Raw genomic sequence first — 13761 nt, 5'->3', positions numbered from 1 at the left:
TCATGGAGTTCAACCCTGATCTCCGCAAGGCGCTCAAGGCCGAAGGCCTCACCACCCGCGACTCGCGCGGTAAGGAACGCAAGAAGTACGGCCAGAAGGGCGCTCGCGCACGCTTCCAGTTCTCCAAGCGCTAGCACCCAGCACCACCAGCACGACTTTGGGGTGCCCCATTCATCGCGCTTTTGCGATGAGTGGGCTCTCCAAATCAGCTTCACCCTTCTCCCTCCACCGGCGAAGGCAAACGGACTTCAATCTCCCTTACGAGGGATAAATCCAGACGCCCTATACCTACGGCGTCTATAAACAGGAGCCTCACCATGGCAAGCATCACGATGAAAGAACTGCTCGAAGCCGGCGTACACTTCGGCCACCAGACCAAGCGTTGGAACCCCAAGATGAAGGAGTACATCTTCGGCGAGCGCAACGGCATTTATATCATCGACCTCCAGAAGACCCTCAAGATGTTCAAAGAGGCCTCCAAGTTCGTGACCGACCTCACCTCCACCGGTAAGCTCATCCTCTTCGTCGGCACCAAGCGCCAGGCGCAGGATGCCATCGCCGAAGAGGCCACCCGCGCGGGAATGCCGTACATCAACTCGCGTTGGCTTGGCGGTCTGCTCACCAACTGGGTCACGGTTCAGAAGTCGGTCAAGCGTCTCCAGGAGCTTGACGACATGTCCACCGACGGTCGTTATGAGCTGCTCACCAAGAAGGAAGTCATCAAGCTCGAGCGCGAGCGCAAGCACCTCTCGACCAACCTCTCTGGTATCAAGGCCATGAAGCGCCTCCCCGACGCGATCTTCGTCGTTGACTCGAACAACGAAGCCATCGCCGTCGCCGAAGCCCGCAAGCTCGGTATCCCCGTCGTCGCCGTCGTCGATACCAACTGCGATCCCACCGTGGTCGACTACGTCATCCCCGGGAACGATGATGCTCTCCGCGCCATCCGCCTCTTCACCACCAAGATCGCCGACGCGGCCTTCGAGGGAACGCAGATGATCTCGGACAAGGCCTTCACCGAGGAGTTCGCCGACGTCACCCCCGTCGGTCTCCCCGAGCACCTCCTCGCCGACGAGGAAGATGCTGCTCCCGACGTGCAGGAGTCCAAGGGCGTCGCTGAGGCTTCCACCGAGGATGCAGAGGCCGAGACCATCGACCTCGAAGCCGTCCTGGGCGGCGGAATCCGCAAGGCCCCCGTCGCCATCGAGGCCCTCGAAGAGCCCACCGCTGCCGACCTCGAGCAGGTCATCTCCGCCTAAGCTACCGTTTGATCTCTTTCGGGGCGCGGCGCGAATCGTGCTGCGCCCCTTTTCACGCGCCTCACATGTAGGCGAGAAAGAATGGAACCATGTCCACCACTGAAACCGTGAAGATCACCGCCCAGCTCGTCAAGGAGCTCCGCGAAAAGTCCGGCGCCCCCATGGGCGACTGCAAGAAGGCCCTCGAAGAGGCCAAGGGCGATATGGAAAACGCCTTCGTCGTACTGCGTAAGCGCGGCATGGCCTCCGCTGCCAAGAAGGCCAGCCGCACCACCAACGAGGGTGCGGTCGGAACCTACATCCACGCCGGCGGCAAGATCGGCGTCCTGCTCGAGCTCAACTGCGAGTCCGACTTCGTCGCCCGCACCGACGACTTCCAGACCCTGCTCAAGGACATCGCGATGCACATCGCCGCGGTCGATCCCCGCTTCGTCGGCAAGGACGAGGTCACGCCCGAGGACATCGAGAAGGAAAAGGAAGTCTACCGCGCCCAGGCCGCAGCTTCCGGAAAGCCCGCGAACATCATCGAGAAGATGCTCGAAGGCAAGATGAGCAAGTTCTACGAAGAAGTCTGCCTCCTCGAGCAGCCCTTCATCAAGGAACAGTCCCTCACCATCCAGCAGCTCATCGCCCAGAAGATCGCCAAGCTCGGCGAGAACATCTCCGTAAAGCGCTTCGCCCGCTTCAAGGTAGGCGACCCCACCTTCACCGTAGCCGCCGCCAAGATCGTAGCTCCGACCGAAGCCGCCGAGTAACTACTTCTAGCATCACCAGAAACACCAAAGCCCGGGCCACAAGCCCGGGCTTCGTGTATAGGAATCGATATGAGCCTTGAAAAGCAGAGCAGAATCCTCCGGGCCGGAGATCTCATAAACGAAAACTTCAAATCCGCAATTCCGGTGCTGACAGAGGACGGGGTGAATGCTCTTTGGCGGACGGTGATCCGTCCGCAAGTCCTCAAGTTGCTAGACCTGGCACGTCTATGTGAAACCGAGACTATTAGAGACATGGCAAGTGGTGCACATTTCTCAAGCTGTCTGATGGGGGCCGCAATGAATGAAGCGCTCCTCGCGGTCATGTGCCTTCTCTATGAAGATGAAGTCAGAAAGACGGATCAATTCCACTATTCAACTAGAAAATTGGGCGAGGTGGTCTATGAAGACGTGGTCTCAAATTGGAAACTGGCGCAATTTGCGCGAGTTTCCAAGGAGTGCAATTGGATTCCAAGTGAAAAAGTAGACAACGACACCGTCATCAACCTGGCGGTTCGTCTCAGAAGCCTCGACCCAAATCCGTCAGTTGAAGAGCTCGATCCAGAGGAAGAGATGAGAGCCTTCAAAGATGCTCCTGGGCCAGGGATGCTTGAAAAGGCGCAAGAGCTGAGGAATTCGATTCATCCAGGAAAATGGATGCGCCGTGAAGGTGTTTTCGATGAAGGCGCTGTGCTGGAATGGTGTCGCTTCGCGACGGCACTTTCTTGCGAGATACGCCTTTGCCTGATGGATTGCATCCTCGTGAAAATGACTGCGATCGCGAAAGAACAGGCAGACAAGGTTCGAGACCTTCTGGAGTCCTATCCGCCAGAAGCTATTGAAATATGGGCAGCGCTAGTCGCGAAGGAAATCGGAGTATCCTCATTTGGTCCCAAGGAGCTAGTCCAGGTCATCTCAATCTTGGGCAAGTCTTACCCTCCCGCCAGCTAGTTTGGGCGAGCGCGTGAAATTTATCTATGTGTCGAGTGCCCCACGTCTCGCCTCTGAGACGTGGGTTCGCAGGACGTCTGGGAACAACTCGCAGCCTCTGCGCCGCCGTTTGACATCCCTCCATCCTCCGCATACGTTGAAATCAGCGGAGAACTCGTATGAGTGGCATTCAGTTTCTCACCGACGAACAAGGCAACAAGACCGCAGCCGTCATCGACCTCAAGGTCCACAAGGCGCTGTGGGAAGACATCCAGGACGTGCTGGTCTCGCGCTCCCGCCGGTCGGAGAAGAGCACTTCACTTGCTAAGGTGAAGGCCTCGCTCATCGCCAGCGGAAAGCTTCGTGGGTAGCTCGCGCTACGCCGTCGGGCTCAAGCAAAGCGCCCGGAAGGAACTCGAACGCTTGCCGGACGTAATCATCGCCCGCGTCGTCGCCAAGCTCGAGATCCTGGAAGAGAATCCGCGCCCGGCAGGTTGCAAGAAGCTCAAGGGCGGCGACGCGGAGTTCCGCATCCGGGTCGGCGAGTATCGCATCGTGTACGTCATCGACGACCGCAGAAGTACCGTAACGGTCACGCGCATCCGGCACCGTCGCGATGTCTATGAGTGACCACCTTGGCCGCACTATAGATTCCCGCAGAAACTTGGCAGAGTGACCTGCCCAACTCGCTATCATTGAGCTAGAGAGTTAGGCAGAACACTGTGCTCCACCTTCCCCAGAGACCCTAAAGAGCAAGGTCCGGAGCTAAAGTCTCTCGATTGAGCATTTAGCTAAAAACCGGGGGGGGGTACCCTGTCCAGCCGCTGCGCCGCTGCCGCCAGCACGATCACCACGCAGGCCAGCCCCGTGCTCAGCCACGGAAGCTGCGCATAGCCCAGTCCCTTGGTCAGCGCGATGCCTCCCAGGCTCGCGCCGATCGCGTTGCCGAAATTGAATGCACTCTGGTTCAGCGTGCTCGCCAGGTTCGCGCTGTGCGCCTTCTCCACGATGCGCGGCTGGAACGGCCCCGCCGCGGCGAAGTGGATCAAGCCCCACACGAACACCGCAATCACCGCCGGAATCGCGCGTGACATGCAGAACGGCATCGCCGCAAAGCACACCGCTAGCATCGCGAACCCGCCCAGGATCGACGGCATCTGCTTCCAGTCCGAAAGCCGTCCGCCCAGCGTGTTCCCAATCGTGATCCCCAGCCCGAACAGCACCAGCACCCAGGTCACGGTATGCGGCGAGAGGTGAGTCACCTCCTCCAGCATCGGAGCAATGTACGTCAGCACGCAGAACATCGAGATGCTGCTGACCGTACTCATCGCCAGCACCAACTGCACCGGAGCCGTAAGGACACTCCGTAACTCCGCCCCCAGGTGCAACGGCTCCGGCTTCTGGTGCGGCACCCACCGCACCAGAAGCACCGCCGCAATCAGCCCGATCGGCGCGAGCGCAAAGAACGTAGCCCGCCACCCAAACGCCAACCCCAGCGCCGTCCCCGCAGGAACGCCAAGAATATTCGCGACAGTAAGCCCCGTAAACATCAGCGCAATGGCTTGTGCGCGCTCATTCTTCGGCACAAGGTGTGTCGCCAGCACCGAGCCAATCCCGAAGAACGAGCCATGGCAAAGCGCGGTAAGAATGCGAGCAGCAAGCAGCAGGTTGAAGCTCGGCGCCAGCGCACACAGCGTGTTGCCCACGACGAACAGCCCCAGCAGGATCAGCAGCGCCCGCTTGCGGTCCATGTGGCTCAGCGCCAGTGCCACCACTGGCGAGCCCAGCGTCACGCTCAGCGCATAGCAGCTCACCAGCAATCCCGCCCGAGGGATGCTCACGTGGAAGTCGGTCGCAAGCTGCGGCAGCAAGCCCATGATGATGAACTCGGTGGTGCCAATGCCAAAGGCCGCAGCGGTCAACGCCAGGATCGGTTTGCGCATACCTCCCAGTATCAGCTCGGATGGACAGCCGCCGGTCGTGAAAGTCATACCGGCGAGGACGTGCGGAAGCAGGACAAGCCTGCCCCGTCCGCTCCACCGAGTGATGGAGCTTCCGCAGGCAAGCCGCCGGTGCGCTAATGCGCAGAGGTTCTACTTCGGAGCGAAGAGCAGCCGGAAGAGGAAGACCAGTATGATCGCGCCCAGTGTGGCGATGAGGACCGTGTAGATGAGGCCTCCTTCGCCCGCGAAGCCGAGGTGCGTCATGATCGTGCCGCCGGCCAGTGCACCGAGGATGCCGAGCGCGAGGTCGCCAAGAAAGCCGTACCCGCGGCCCTTCATGATCTTGCCAGTCAGCCAGCCGGCAATCATGCCGACGAGAATCCACCAGACAAAGCCGTGCATACCGTCCTCTTTCCTTGCTACGGGAGAGCATTACTGCAGGAGATCGTTGTCGCAGGGTGAATCGCTGCTGCAGGAGATCGCGATCGACCCTACGGAGTCGGCTGCTCCACGAAAGGATAAAGCGATGCTATCTCAGAATCGCAGGACGCCGCATCACGCCTTGGCGTGGGCTCCGAGCTGCCGGACGAAATCGAGATAGACGAGGGCGGCGGGCGAGTAGCCGCTGGGATCGATCATTGTGAACTCGCCCGTGAGTGGATCCATCTGCTGCCGGAAGCCTCCGGAGCGCTCGATGGCTTCGACCCACGCGTGCATCAGCGTGCGGTGCTCCTGCTCCTTGCCGTAGTGCGCCATCCAGCGCGAGGTGCGCAGCGCGGTGAGCGCCTGCGAGGCGCCACCCCAGCTGTTGCGTGGGATCGGCCGCACAAACGTTGGCTCGTTGAGCGCGGAGGACGGGAACGGAAACTTCGTCCAGAAGGCCTGGGGGTTGCCGAGTTGCCGCGTCCAGAGCTCGTGGAAGATGCGCTTGTCGCGGGCCTGGTCGAGCTTCAGCACATGCTCCGAGAGCACGCGGGCGTTGACGATGGAGCGCACCTTGACGAACTTGCCCTGCGCGTCGAGGTCGAAGAAGCAGGCATCCTCTTCGCTCCAGAGTTTGTCGAGGATCAGGGTACGGATGTGGTCTGCTGACTCCTCCCAGCGCGCGGCCTCGTCCTTCTTACCCAGCGCACGGGCCATCGCAGCCAGGGCGATGCGCGCGCCGTAGGTCGTGGCCGACAGGTCCGGGCAGAGGCGCGGCATCGAGGCGATCGGCGGCGACTTGCGCGCGTCGTTGTCAGGGCAGCGGTTGGGAATGCCCTTCCAGCGCGGGCTGTTGTCCATGCCCGAGTCATAAGTGCAGAAGCCCTCGGTGAGGCCCGTGCCGCGGGTGTTGCGATAGCGCAGCAGGAACGCATCCCACTTCGAGCACGCTGCGTACGCAGTAGCCAGCAGCTCTTCGTCCTTGGTGAGCTCGACGAGCTCCCACGCCGTCGCGGCGATGGGCACCACCATCTGGATCTGCCCGAAGCCCACCTCGCCGGAGAGCTTAATGCTCGAAGGAATCTGTCCGTCTTCATGCTGGACCTTGAAGAAGGCCATGTGGTTGGCGCGCGCAACCTGGAGCGGTGTGGGCCCGTCGGCGGCCGGGATCATGGCGCCGAGCTTCGCGTAGACCAGCGCTTCGAGCGGCCCGCACTCCATCCATACGCCGGGATAGACCGCTCCTTCGACGAGCATGGGCACGTCATACTGCGGCAGCTTGCGGACGTTCCCTGCAAGCAGGGCGATAGCCGCGGAGCGCGTGGCAACGGCCTTGTCGTCGGTGAAGGCCGCGGCCGGGAGCGCGGCGGAAGAGGCTGCCATGACGCCGAGTTGCAGCGCGCGGCGGCGGGAAAGGGATGAGGGAATGGTCGCGTCGCGGAAAGAGGACGTGGGGTTCACGCCACGATGATACGTGGGGCTGCGCATCGCTGGCATGGGCTCCAGGGTCAACCATAGCGGGACGGCAGCAGGAGGAACCACGTATGGGGCAGGTCCCGCCAATCACACATTGAGGTCCCATTCTGTGTCGCTTGGCGTTATGATCGGAGGCGTTGAGGGCTCTCCGCTCCGGGCGGTTGATGGGCTGATCGACTGAAACTTTAGCTTCGCAAAAAAAAGGGTCAACCCGGACGGGCAATTCTGCTTCTTATTCTGTGAGGAATTCCCCCAGCATGGCTCCGTCTGTATCGCTGATGCCGCATGCCGTCTGCTGGAAGGCCGATCCTCGGCTGATCTGGACGATGGTCGTGACCAATGCGATCACCTTCCTCAGCTATTCCGGCATCTGCCTCGCGCTGCTGACGATGGTCCGCCGCACCAAGCGCGTCATCGCGCGCGACTGGGCGTGGTTTGCGGTTGGGTTCGCGCTGTTCATCGTCGCCTGCGGCTCCACGCACCTGATGGAAGTCGTCACCACGTGGATCCCGTGGTTCTGGATCGACGCCTGGGCCAACATCGTCACCGCTGCTCTTTCCGCCTATGTGGCCGTGATGCTGGTGCGGCGGCGCGGCCAGATTACCTTCAGCATCAACGACTATGCGGAGCGGCTGGCCTCCAGCGAGAGCGAGCGCATCCGCCTGGAACAGGGCCTGCTGACGGCGCGGAAGCTCGACGACTGGAGCCGCATGTCCGCAGTGCTGGCGCATGAGATCTCGAACCCTCTGGAGGCGATCCAGAACCTCGTCTACCTGATCAGCCATAGCGAGCGAGCCAGCCCGGAGATCGTGGAGCTGGCGCTGACGGCGGGCAGCGAGGTCGAACGCGTGGTGAAGATCAGCCGCTCGTCGCTGGCTTTCTTCCGCCACACTACTACGCCCGAAGCGACAGACCTGATGGCCGCGGCCGAGAGTGTCCGCGCCCTGCTGATCGCGGTGTTCTCCAACAAGAATGTCAGGCTGGACATTGTGGGTCACGGCGACCTGACGGTGGAGGCGCTTCCGGGCGAACTTCGCCAGGTGCTGCTCAATCTCATCCGCAATGCCTGCGAAGCCATCCCGGTGTCTGGGGGTGCCGTGACGGTGACCCTCACGGGCGATACGGATGGCGTGGAGATCGTCATCGCGGATGAAGGCACTGGAATCGACCCGGCAATCCTCCCGAACCTCTTTACCTTCGGCATCAGCACCAAGGGCGAGAAGGGCAACGGGATGGGTCTGTGGACGGTGAAGCACATCGTCACCCGGCATGGAGGGACGATCCGCGTGGAGTCCAGCATGGGCAAAGGCACGCGCTTCGTGTTGCGGTGGCCGAGAACCTTCCCCGAGCAGGTGCCGGAGCAGGACCAGCTGCGGGCATACGGCGAATCTCCCGTGGGGATGTCAGGCGTGGTGCGGTGACTTCGTTGCTTTCAGACTTGATTGCCTAAACAGTACGGCGCCTGGCGAGGAATCTCACCAGGCGCCGTTGAGTTTTGTCGGTCGTCAGGTCTAGTGCATGCCGCCCAGCAGTTCCACCAGCCGGTGGAAGCCAGCCTGCCGCGCGGCGGTGTTGGCTGCGGTGGCGTCCGGAGCCTCACCGGCGCGCATGAAGCCGTGGCCGGCTCCGTCGTAGATCACGGGCTCATACTTCTTGCCCGCAGCCTTCATTGCTTCTTCGGTGGCCGGCACCGTGGCGCTGATGCGCGCATCGTTGCCTGCATAGAAGCCATAGACCGGAGCGGTGATGTTCTTCATCAGCTCGGTCGCCGGTGGTGGACCGTAGAAGACGAAGGCGCCGCTGAGATCCTTGCGATGCGTCGCGAAGAGGAAGGTCTTGCCGCCGCCCCAGCAGAAGCCGGTGACGTAGGTCTTGCCATTGGCGGCCGGCAGCTTCTTACCGTAATCCGCGGCGGCGTCCAGGTCGGCGAGCACCTGTGGATCGGGCAGCGAGGAGACGGCGCGGGTGATTGAGCTCTGGTCGGGAAACGCGGTTGTCCCACCAGGCATCATCGGCACAAAGGGCTGTCCGCCGCCCTGCGCGGGCATGTTCATGTGGGAGTGATCGTCGGGGGACATGCCAGGCATGTTGGCCATGGGCGCGGCTGCTGCCGCGGGGCCCAGCCCGCTGAGGAGATCGGGCTCGACGACGATGTAACCAGCGCCGGCGAGCTCGTCGGCCATCTCACGCGCCCAGTCGGACATGCCGAAGATCTCATGGATCATCACCACGACGGGCGCCTTGTCCTTGATTTCGGGATAGACCACCCAGGCCTGTAGCGATCGGCCGCCGAGCTCTTTGAGGTTGACGAACTCGCCGTGACGCGAACTCTTGGCGAGCGCGGCCTTGGCCCAGTCCTGGGCGTTGCAGGCGAGGGCGCCGACGGCTGTCAGCAGTGCAAGGGAAGTGGCCCGCAGGACGTTGGAACGAAGGGACTGGTGTGGCTGGACTCGGGTCATGGCAGCGAGTCTAACCGCCAATGCCTCAAGCTGCAATGTGCCGGTAGTTTCTCGCGGCTTTTGGATTGTGACCAGGCGGAATTTTGCTTCGCGGCCGAAACCAGCCCTCCTAACGCCCGAAAATCTGGTATGCGTGGCAACGCCGCAGCTACCAATGGCGGGGGCTCTAGGATTGTATAGTTAGTTAGGATCGGAGTCGTCGCCGGGTGGTTCGTCGGCTTTCGGGAACAACGCTGAGGTGGAACGAATTGGGACTTGCCCGACTGAAGAACATCACGCGCAGATTCTTTAGCAACATTGAGTATCTTCCACAGTCCCAGTTGCGGCGCTGCCGCTGCTGCGATCAACTTTCCTTTGTGATTAGTCTGAGCGAGGGTGAGGAGAGGAAGCTTTGCCTTAGGTGCAGGGCGAATCTACGATACGAGCTCTTAGCGGAGGCAATCCGAGAGCTCGATTTGAAGGATGCAACCGTGCTGGAGTTAGACCATCGGTCTCCTCTGCGCCGAGTTCTTCCCCGGGCGAAGGAATATATCCGGAGCTACTATTCACCCGTGGATCACCGGGGAAGTTTCCGTCCGGATGGAGCTCGTTGCGAAGACATTACGCGGTTGACCTTCGCGGATTCCAGCCTGGATCTGATCGTCTCGAGCGACGTGCTTGAACATGTGCCCGATGTTCAAGCCGCAATGTGCGAGACCTTCCGGGTTCTGCGTCCCGGCGGCTCGCACGTATTTACCGTTCCTCCGCGTGAGGGGACTCGAAGGCGGGCCGAGATTGTCAATGGCGAAGTCCATCACCTGATGAAGCCGGACTACCACAGCGACCCGCTTGATCCACGGGGCATTCTTGCTTTCTGGGACTATGGTGTGGACGCGATCGAGCTCTTTAGATCTCCGGGCCTCGAAGTGTCGATCGTCAAGGGACCCGAAGGCAAGGACCGCCGGATCGTCTGGCGCGTCACAAAGCCTCACAATGCCAACATTGGCTAGGCGGGATAGAGCGACGGCCGCACAGTCCGCAGCACGCCGCGCGTATCACCCCGTAGACGATCGGCTAGCTGTTGCGATCCAGGAGCGAGCCGACGATGCCGCCGACTACCGCCGCAGTGCCGACGTTGCGTGCGCCCTCGCCGCCTGTGTGCGGCAGGTAGGGCTCGAGCGCGTGCGCCAGGTTGGCCAGCGGGAGCGTTTGCAGCCATATACGGCCGGGGCCGGTGAGCGCCGCAAGGAAGATACCGTCTCCGCCAAAGAACATGTTCCTGATTCCCTGAATGCGCGTGATGTTGAAGCTCACGCCGGACTGGAACGCGCCCACGTGGCCGGGATGCACGCGTAGCGTCTCGCCGGGCTGCAGGTCGCGGACGACGATTTCGCCGCCCAGCTCTAGCCAAGCCGTGCCGTAGCCGGTGACCTTCTGCAGCAGGAAGCCATCGCCGCCGAAGATGCCAGCGCCGAGGGACTGCTGAAAGCCGACGCCGAGCTGGATCTGCGGCGTGGCGCAGAGGAAGCCGTGGCGGTGGATCATGAACTCGTGGCCAGGAGAGACTTCGACGGGCAGGATGTGCCCGGGGATCTTGGCCGCGAACGCGACCTCGCCCTGGAAGCCCTGCGCGCTGTACTCGGTCATGAAGAGCGTGCCGCCGCCGGCCATGCGCTTGATCGCGCCGAAGAACCCGCCGCCACCGCCGAGTTGGGTGTGCGTGTTCATGGCGATGCTCTGGGTCATCCAGCTCAGTTCCCCAGCCTCGGAGATGACGCTCTCGCCGGGCTGCAGCAGAAGCTCGAGCACGGGCATGGTGGATCCAACGATGCGGCTTTGCATGGGGGGCTAAGGTCTCCTTGTCGTTGCGGCCTAAAGCGACCGCAGGACGTCACGAACATGCTACGTCAGGTGAGTCGAGGAGGTTCCATTGTCTATCGCCATCGGTCATCGTGACCCATGACGGCGGAGCGCTTCCTGCACTAGATCTTCTGCACGCGGTGCACGTCGCGCACGCCCGGGACCTTGCGAAGGTTCTGCGTCAGGCGGTTCAGGTGGCGCAGGTCGGTGGTCTCGATGACGAAGTCCACGTAAACCAGGCCATCACCCGCAGGGCGCGTGAGGACGCTGCGGATGTTGGTGCCGTCGTCGGAGATGATGGCGGCGAACTCCTTGAGCAGCCCGCTGCGATCCTCGACGGTGACGATCAGCTTGACCGGGTAGGTGGTCGCCTTGGGAGCTCCAGGCAGGCCGGCCTGCGGAGCTTCGGACCAGTCGACATCGATCCGGCGGTCGGCCTCGTAGAGCAGGTTCTGCACGTTGGGACAGGTGCGGGCGTGGACGGCGACGCCTTTACCGCGCGTCACGTAGCCGATAATGGCTTCTCCCTTGATCGGGTTGCAACATCGCGCGCGATAGACCAGCAGATCGTCCTGGCCTTCGACCTGCAGCGACTCCGAGCCCTTGCCGAAGTAGACGCGCTTGGCTGATTGCGACAGGTGCGAGAGGGGGTCCGTTGCTGGCTGCGCAGAGTCCGTGCCCGGAGTCTCGCTGGGCGGCATGGTGCTGCCGGGCTCCAGCTTGTTCAGCACCTGGCGCGCGGAGAACTTGCCGAAACCCAGGCCCGCAAGCAGATCGGGTTCAGCGCCTAGGCCATACTCTGCGGCGACGCGGTCGAAGTCGGCTTCCTTGAAGCGGTCGAGCGAGATCTTGTACTTGCGGGCCTCGCGCTCCAGCAGTTTGCGGCCCAACTCCAACGCGCGTTCGCGCTCATGCTCGTTGAGCCAGTGCTTGATCTTGTTCCGTGCCCGCGAGCTCTTGGCGATGCTCAACCAGTCCCGCGAAGGAGCATGCCCGGTCTGCGTGGTAATGGCGACGATGTCGCCGTTGCGCAGCTTGGAGCGCAGCGGCACGATGCGGCCATTGACCGTCGCGCCGGTTGTCGCATGGCCCACATCGGTGTGGATGGCGTAGGCGAAGTCGATGGGGCTGGCGTCCTTGGGCAGCACGATGACCTTGCCCTTGGGCGTGAAGGTGTAGACCTCCTCGGGGTACATGTCCATCTTCAGCGTGGACATGAACTCGTTGGGGTCGGTCATCTCGCGCTGCCATTCCATGATCTGGCGGACCCAGGCGAGGCGAGCCTCGTCCTTGGCGCTGACGACGTCGGAGGCCTTGTACTTCCAGTGCGCGGCGATGCCTTCTTCGGCGACGCGGTGCATGTCCTCGGTGCGGATCTGCACCTCGAACTGATGGCCGCCTTCGGCGATGAGCGTGGTGTGCAGCGACTGGTAGAGGTTCGGCCTCGGCATCGCGATGAAGTCTTTGAAGCGGCCGGGCACAGGCCGCCACGTGGCGTGCAGCAGGCCCAGCACGGCGTAGCAGTCCTGCTCGCTTTGCGTGATGACGCGGATGGCGAAGAGGTCGAAGACCTGCCCGACTGGCACGTGATGCGCGTTCAGCTTCTGCTGGATGGAGTAGAGGCGCTTGATGCGCGACTGCACACGGCTCTGGATGCCGGCCTCTTCGAGCTTGGCCTCGAGCTTCTCGACGGTGCGATCCAGGAAGGCCTCGCCCTCGCCGCGGATCGAGTCGACCTCTTTGCTCAGCTGGCTGTAGGTGATCGGGTCGACGAAGCGGAAGGCCAGATCTTCGAGCTCGCCGCGTAGTTTACCCATACCGAGCCGGTGGGCAAGCGGAGCGTAAATCTCCAGCGTCTCGCGGGCGATGCGGGCCTGCTTCTCGGGCTTCAGGAAGCTGAGGGTGCGCATGTTGTGCAGACGGTCGGCCAGCTTGATGAGCACCACGCGCACATCGGTGACCATGGCGAGGAGCATCTTGCGGATGTTCTCGGCCTGGTGGTCTTCGCGGTTGGCGAACTTGATCTTGTCCAGCTTGGTGACGCCGTCAACGATGAGCGCGACCTGCTTGCCGAACTTCTTGGCGATGTCGGCCTCGGTGACGTCGGTGTCCTCGACGGCATCGTGCAGCAGGCCTGCGGCGATGGCCGTCGCGTCCATCTTCCACTCGGCGAGCACATGCGCGACCTCGAGCGGGTGGATGATGTACGGCTCACCGGAGGCGCGCTTCTGCTGCGCATGCTTCTCGATGCAGAAGCCCCACGCGCTGCGGATCAGGTCGAGATCGTCATTGGGCCGGTTGGAGCGGACGACCTCGAGCAGCTCGTCGAAGTGGCGATCAATGAGAGGATCGCCGGTGCGAGGGTTTGGAGTCGAGGGCGTGTTGGCTGCAGCAGGAACGGGTGAGGCGGAAGCGAACTCTCCGGAGGGCTCGTCGAGGCCCATGGCGGGATGCGATGCCAGGGAAGCGGCTCCATTCCGAAGCGCGGCAGGATTTCCAGGCGCAGCAGGGTGCGGCGGGTCCGGGAGCGCAGCTTCGAGCTCCATACCGGTCTCGCTGAGGAGGGGCTCGAGAGATGGGTCAGCGCCAGAGGCAGGAACCTCGGGCCGAGCAAGAGCCATAGGTCATTATACGAGGGCTTTGAAGATACGAGATTCGAGATGCGAGATACAGGGATGGC

At 62.3% G+C, this 13761-nt stretch carries 14 protein-coding genes; 8 read left to right on the top strand and 6 right to left on the bottom strand.

Translation table 11 applies throughout. From position 1 onward, the window contains the following. The 6 genes from rpsI to AC5E6W_RS00765 form a co-directional block, all read left to right on the top strand. Window positions 1–134, top strand: a 134-nt coding sequence (gene rpsI / locus AC5E6W_RS00790) for a 30S ribosomal protein S9 (protein WP_491750349.1), incomplete at its 5' end; no start/stop codon positions are given. 183 nt (window positions 135–317) lie between these two features. Then, a complete protein-coding gene (gene rpsB / locus AC5E6W_RS00785) occupies window positions 318–1259 on the top strand; it encodes a 30S ribosomal protein S2 (protein ID WP_491750348.1) in 942 nt (313 codons plus the stop codon). Window positions 1260–1348: 89 nt separating this feature from the next. Next, the gene (gene tsf, locus AC5E6W_RS00780; RefSeq protein WP_491750347.1) at window positions 1349–2014 is read left to right on the top strand and encodes a translation elongation factor Ts; all 666 of its coding nucleotides are present in this window, start codon (window positions 1349–1351) and stop codon (window positions 2012–2014) included. A gap of 69 nt (window positions 2015–2083) precedes the next feature. Then, a complete protein-coding gene (locus tag AC5E6W_RS00775; protein WP_491750346.1) occupies window positions 2084–2962 on the top strand; it encodes a hypothetical protein in 879 nt (292 codons plus the stop codon). A 158-nt stretch (window positions 2963–3120) separates the two neighbouring features. Further along, on the top strand, window positions 3121–3312 hold the full coding sequence (locus tag AC5E6W_RS00770) for a hypothetical protein (protein ID WP_491750345.1): 192 nt from the start codon (window positions 3121–3123) through the stop codon (window positions 3310–3312). Then, complete coding sequence (locus AC5E6W_RS00765; RefSeq protein ID WP_491750344.1) at window positions 3305–3571, top strand: type II toxin-antitoxin system RelE family toxin; 267 nt, start codon at window positions 3305–3307, stop codon at window positions 3569–3571. The genes AC5E6W_RS00770 and AC5E6W_RS00765 overlap by 8 nt, the downstream gene beginning before the upstream one ends. Before the next feature lie 161 nt (window positions 3572–3732). Here AC5E6W_RS00765 and AC5E6W_RS00760 read toward each other — a convergent pair whose 3' ends face one another. The 3 genes from AC5E6W_RS00760 to AC5E6W_RS00750 all read right to left on the bottom strand — a co-directional run bounded on the left by AC5E6W_RS00760 (window position 3733) and on the right by AC5E6W_RS00750 (window position 6795). Beyond that, window positions 3733–4884: an MFS transporter gene (locus tag AC5E6W_RS00760; RefSeq protein WP_491750343.1), complete on the bottom strand. Its 1152-nt coding sequence runs from the start codon at window positions 4882–4884 to the stop codon at window positions 3733–3735. Between the two features lie 150 nt (window positions 4885–5034). Next, entirely contained in the window at window positions 5035–5286 is a 252-nt protein-coding gene (locus AC5E6W_RS00755) for a GlsB/YeaQ/YmgE family stress response membrane protein (RefSeq protein ID WP_491750342.1), read from the bottom strand. Between the two features lie 153 nt (window positions 5287–5439). Next, window positions 5440–6795, bottom strand: a complete 1356-nt coding sequence (locus AC5E6W_RS00750; RefSeq protein ID WP_491750341.1) for an MGH1-like glycoside hydrolase domain-containing protein — start codon at window positions 6793–6795, stop codon at window positions 5440–5442. A gap of 245 nt (window positions 6796–7040) precedes the next feature. Between AC5E6W_RS00750 and AC5E6W_RS00745 the strand changes: the two genes are divergently transcribed. Next, window positions 7041–8204: a sensor histidine kinase gene (locus AC5E6W_RS00745; RefSeq protein WP_491750340.1), complete on the top strand. Its 1164-nt coding sequence runs from the start codon at window positions 7041–7043 to the stop codon at window positions 8202–8204. Between the two features lie 90 nt (window positions 8205–8294). On the opposite strand, the gene AC5E6W_RS00740 is transcribed toward AC5E6W_RS00745, so the two are convergent. Further along, window positions 8295–9242, bottom strand: a complete 948-nt coding sequence (locus AC5E6W_RS00740) for a dienelactone hydrolase family protein (RefSeq protein WP_491750339.1) — start codon at window positions 9240–9242, stop codon at window positions 8295–8297. Between the two features lie 455 nt (window positions 9243–9697). Here AC5E6W_RS00740 and AC5E6W_RS00735 point away from each other — a divergent pair, with 455 nt between their 5' ends. Beyond that, window positions 9698–10231 carry a class I SAM-dependent methyltransferase gene (locus AC5E6W_RS00735; protein ID WP_491750338.1) on the top strand — a complete coding sequence of 178 codons (534 nt, stop codon included), beginning with the start codon at window positions 9698–9700 and terminating at the stop codon, window positions 10229–10231. Window positions 10232–10295: 64 nt separating this feature from the next. Here AC5E6W_RS00735 and AC5E6W_RS00730 read toward each other — a convergent pair whose 3' ends face one another. Together AC5E6W_RS00730 and AC5E6W_RS00725 are read right to left on the bottom strand one after the other, a co-directional pair. Then, window positions 10296–11063: a TIGR00266 family protein gene (locus AC5E6W_RS00730; RefSeq protein WP_491750337.1), complete on the bottom strand. Its 768-nt coding sequence runs from the start codon at window positions 11061–11063 to the stop codon at window positions 10296–10298. A gap of 140 nt (window positions 11064–11203) precedes the next feature. Then, window positions 11204–13702, bottom strand: coding sequence for a RelA/SpoT family protein (locus AC5E6W_RS00725; RefSeq protein WP_491750336.1), 2499 nt, complete (start codon window positions 13700–13702; stop codon window positions 11204–11206). Between the last annotated feature and the right edge of the window lie 59 nt (window positions 13703–13761).

It is taken from the genome of Bryocella sp., assembly GCF_058498515.1.
This window is presented reverse-complemented; position numbering and strand designations above follow the sequence as displayed.

What these genes read in the sequence shown, in the direction of transcription:
- rpsB (WP_491750348.1), top strand. Translation starts at nt 318, where the DNA reads ATGGCAAGCATCACGATGAAAGAACTGCTCGAAGCCGGCGTACACTTC.
- tsf (WP_491750347.1), top strand. Translation starts at nt 1,349, where the DNA reads ATGTCCACCACTGAAACCGTGAAGATCACCGCCCAGCTCGTCAAGGAG.
- AC5E6W_RS00775 (WP_491750346.1), top strand. Translation starts at nt 2,084, where the DNA reads ATGAGCCTTGAAAAGCAGAGCAGAATCCTCCGGGCCGGAGATCTCATA.
- AC5E6W_RS00770 (WP_491750345.1), top strand. Translation starts at nt 3,121, where the DNA reads ATGAGTGGCATTCAGTTTCTCACCGACGAACAAGGCAACAAGACCGCA.
- AC5E6W_RS00760 (WP_491750343.1), bottom strand. Translation starts at nt 4,884, where the DNA reads ATGCGCAAACCGATCCTGGCGTTGACCGCTGCGGCCTTTGGCATTGGC.
- AC5E6W_RS00755 (WP_491750342.1), bottom strand. Translation starts at nt 5,286, where the DNA reads ATGCACGGCTTTGTCTGGTGGATTCTCGTCGGCATGATTGCCGGCTGG.
- AC5E6W_RS00750 (WP_491750341.1), bottom strand. Translation starts at nt 6,795, where the DNA reads ATGCGCAGCCCCACGTATCATCGTGGCGTGAACCCCACGTCCTCTTTC.
- AC5E6W_RS00745 (WP_491750340.1), top strand. Translation starts at nt 7,041, where the DNA reads ATGGCTCCGTCTGTATCGCTGATGCCGCATGCCGTCTGCTGGAAGGCC.
- AC5E6W_RS00740 (WP_491750339.1), bottom strand. Translation starts at nt 9,242, where the DNA reads ATGACCCGAGTCCAGCCACACCAGTCCCTTCGTTCCAACGTCCTGCGG.
- AC5E6W_RS00730 (WP_491750337.1), bottom strand. Translation starts at nt 11,063, where the DNA reads ATGCAAAGCCGCATCGTTGGATCCACCATGCCCGTGCTCGAGCTTCTG.
- AC5E6W_RS00725 (WP_491750336.1), bottom strand. Translation starts at nt 13,702, where the DNA reads ATGGCTCTTGCTCGGCCCGAGGTTCCTGCCTCTGGCGCTGACCCATCT.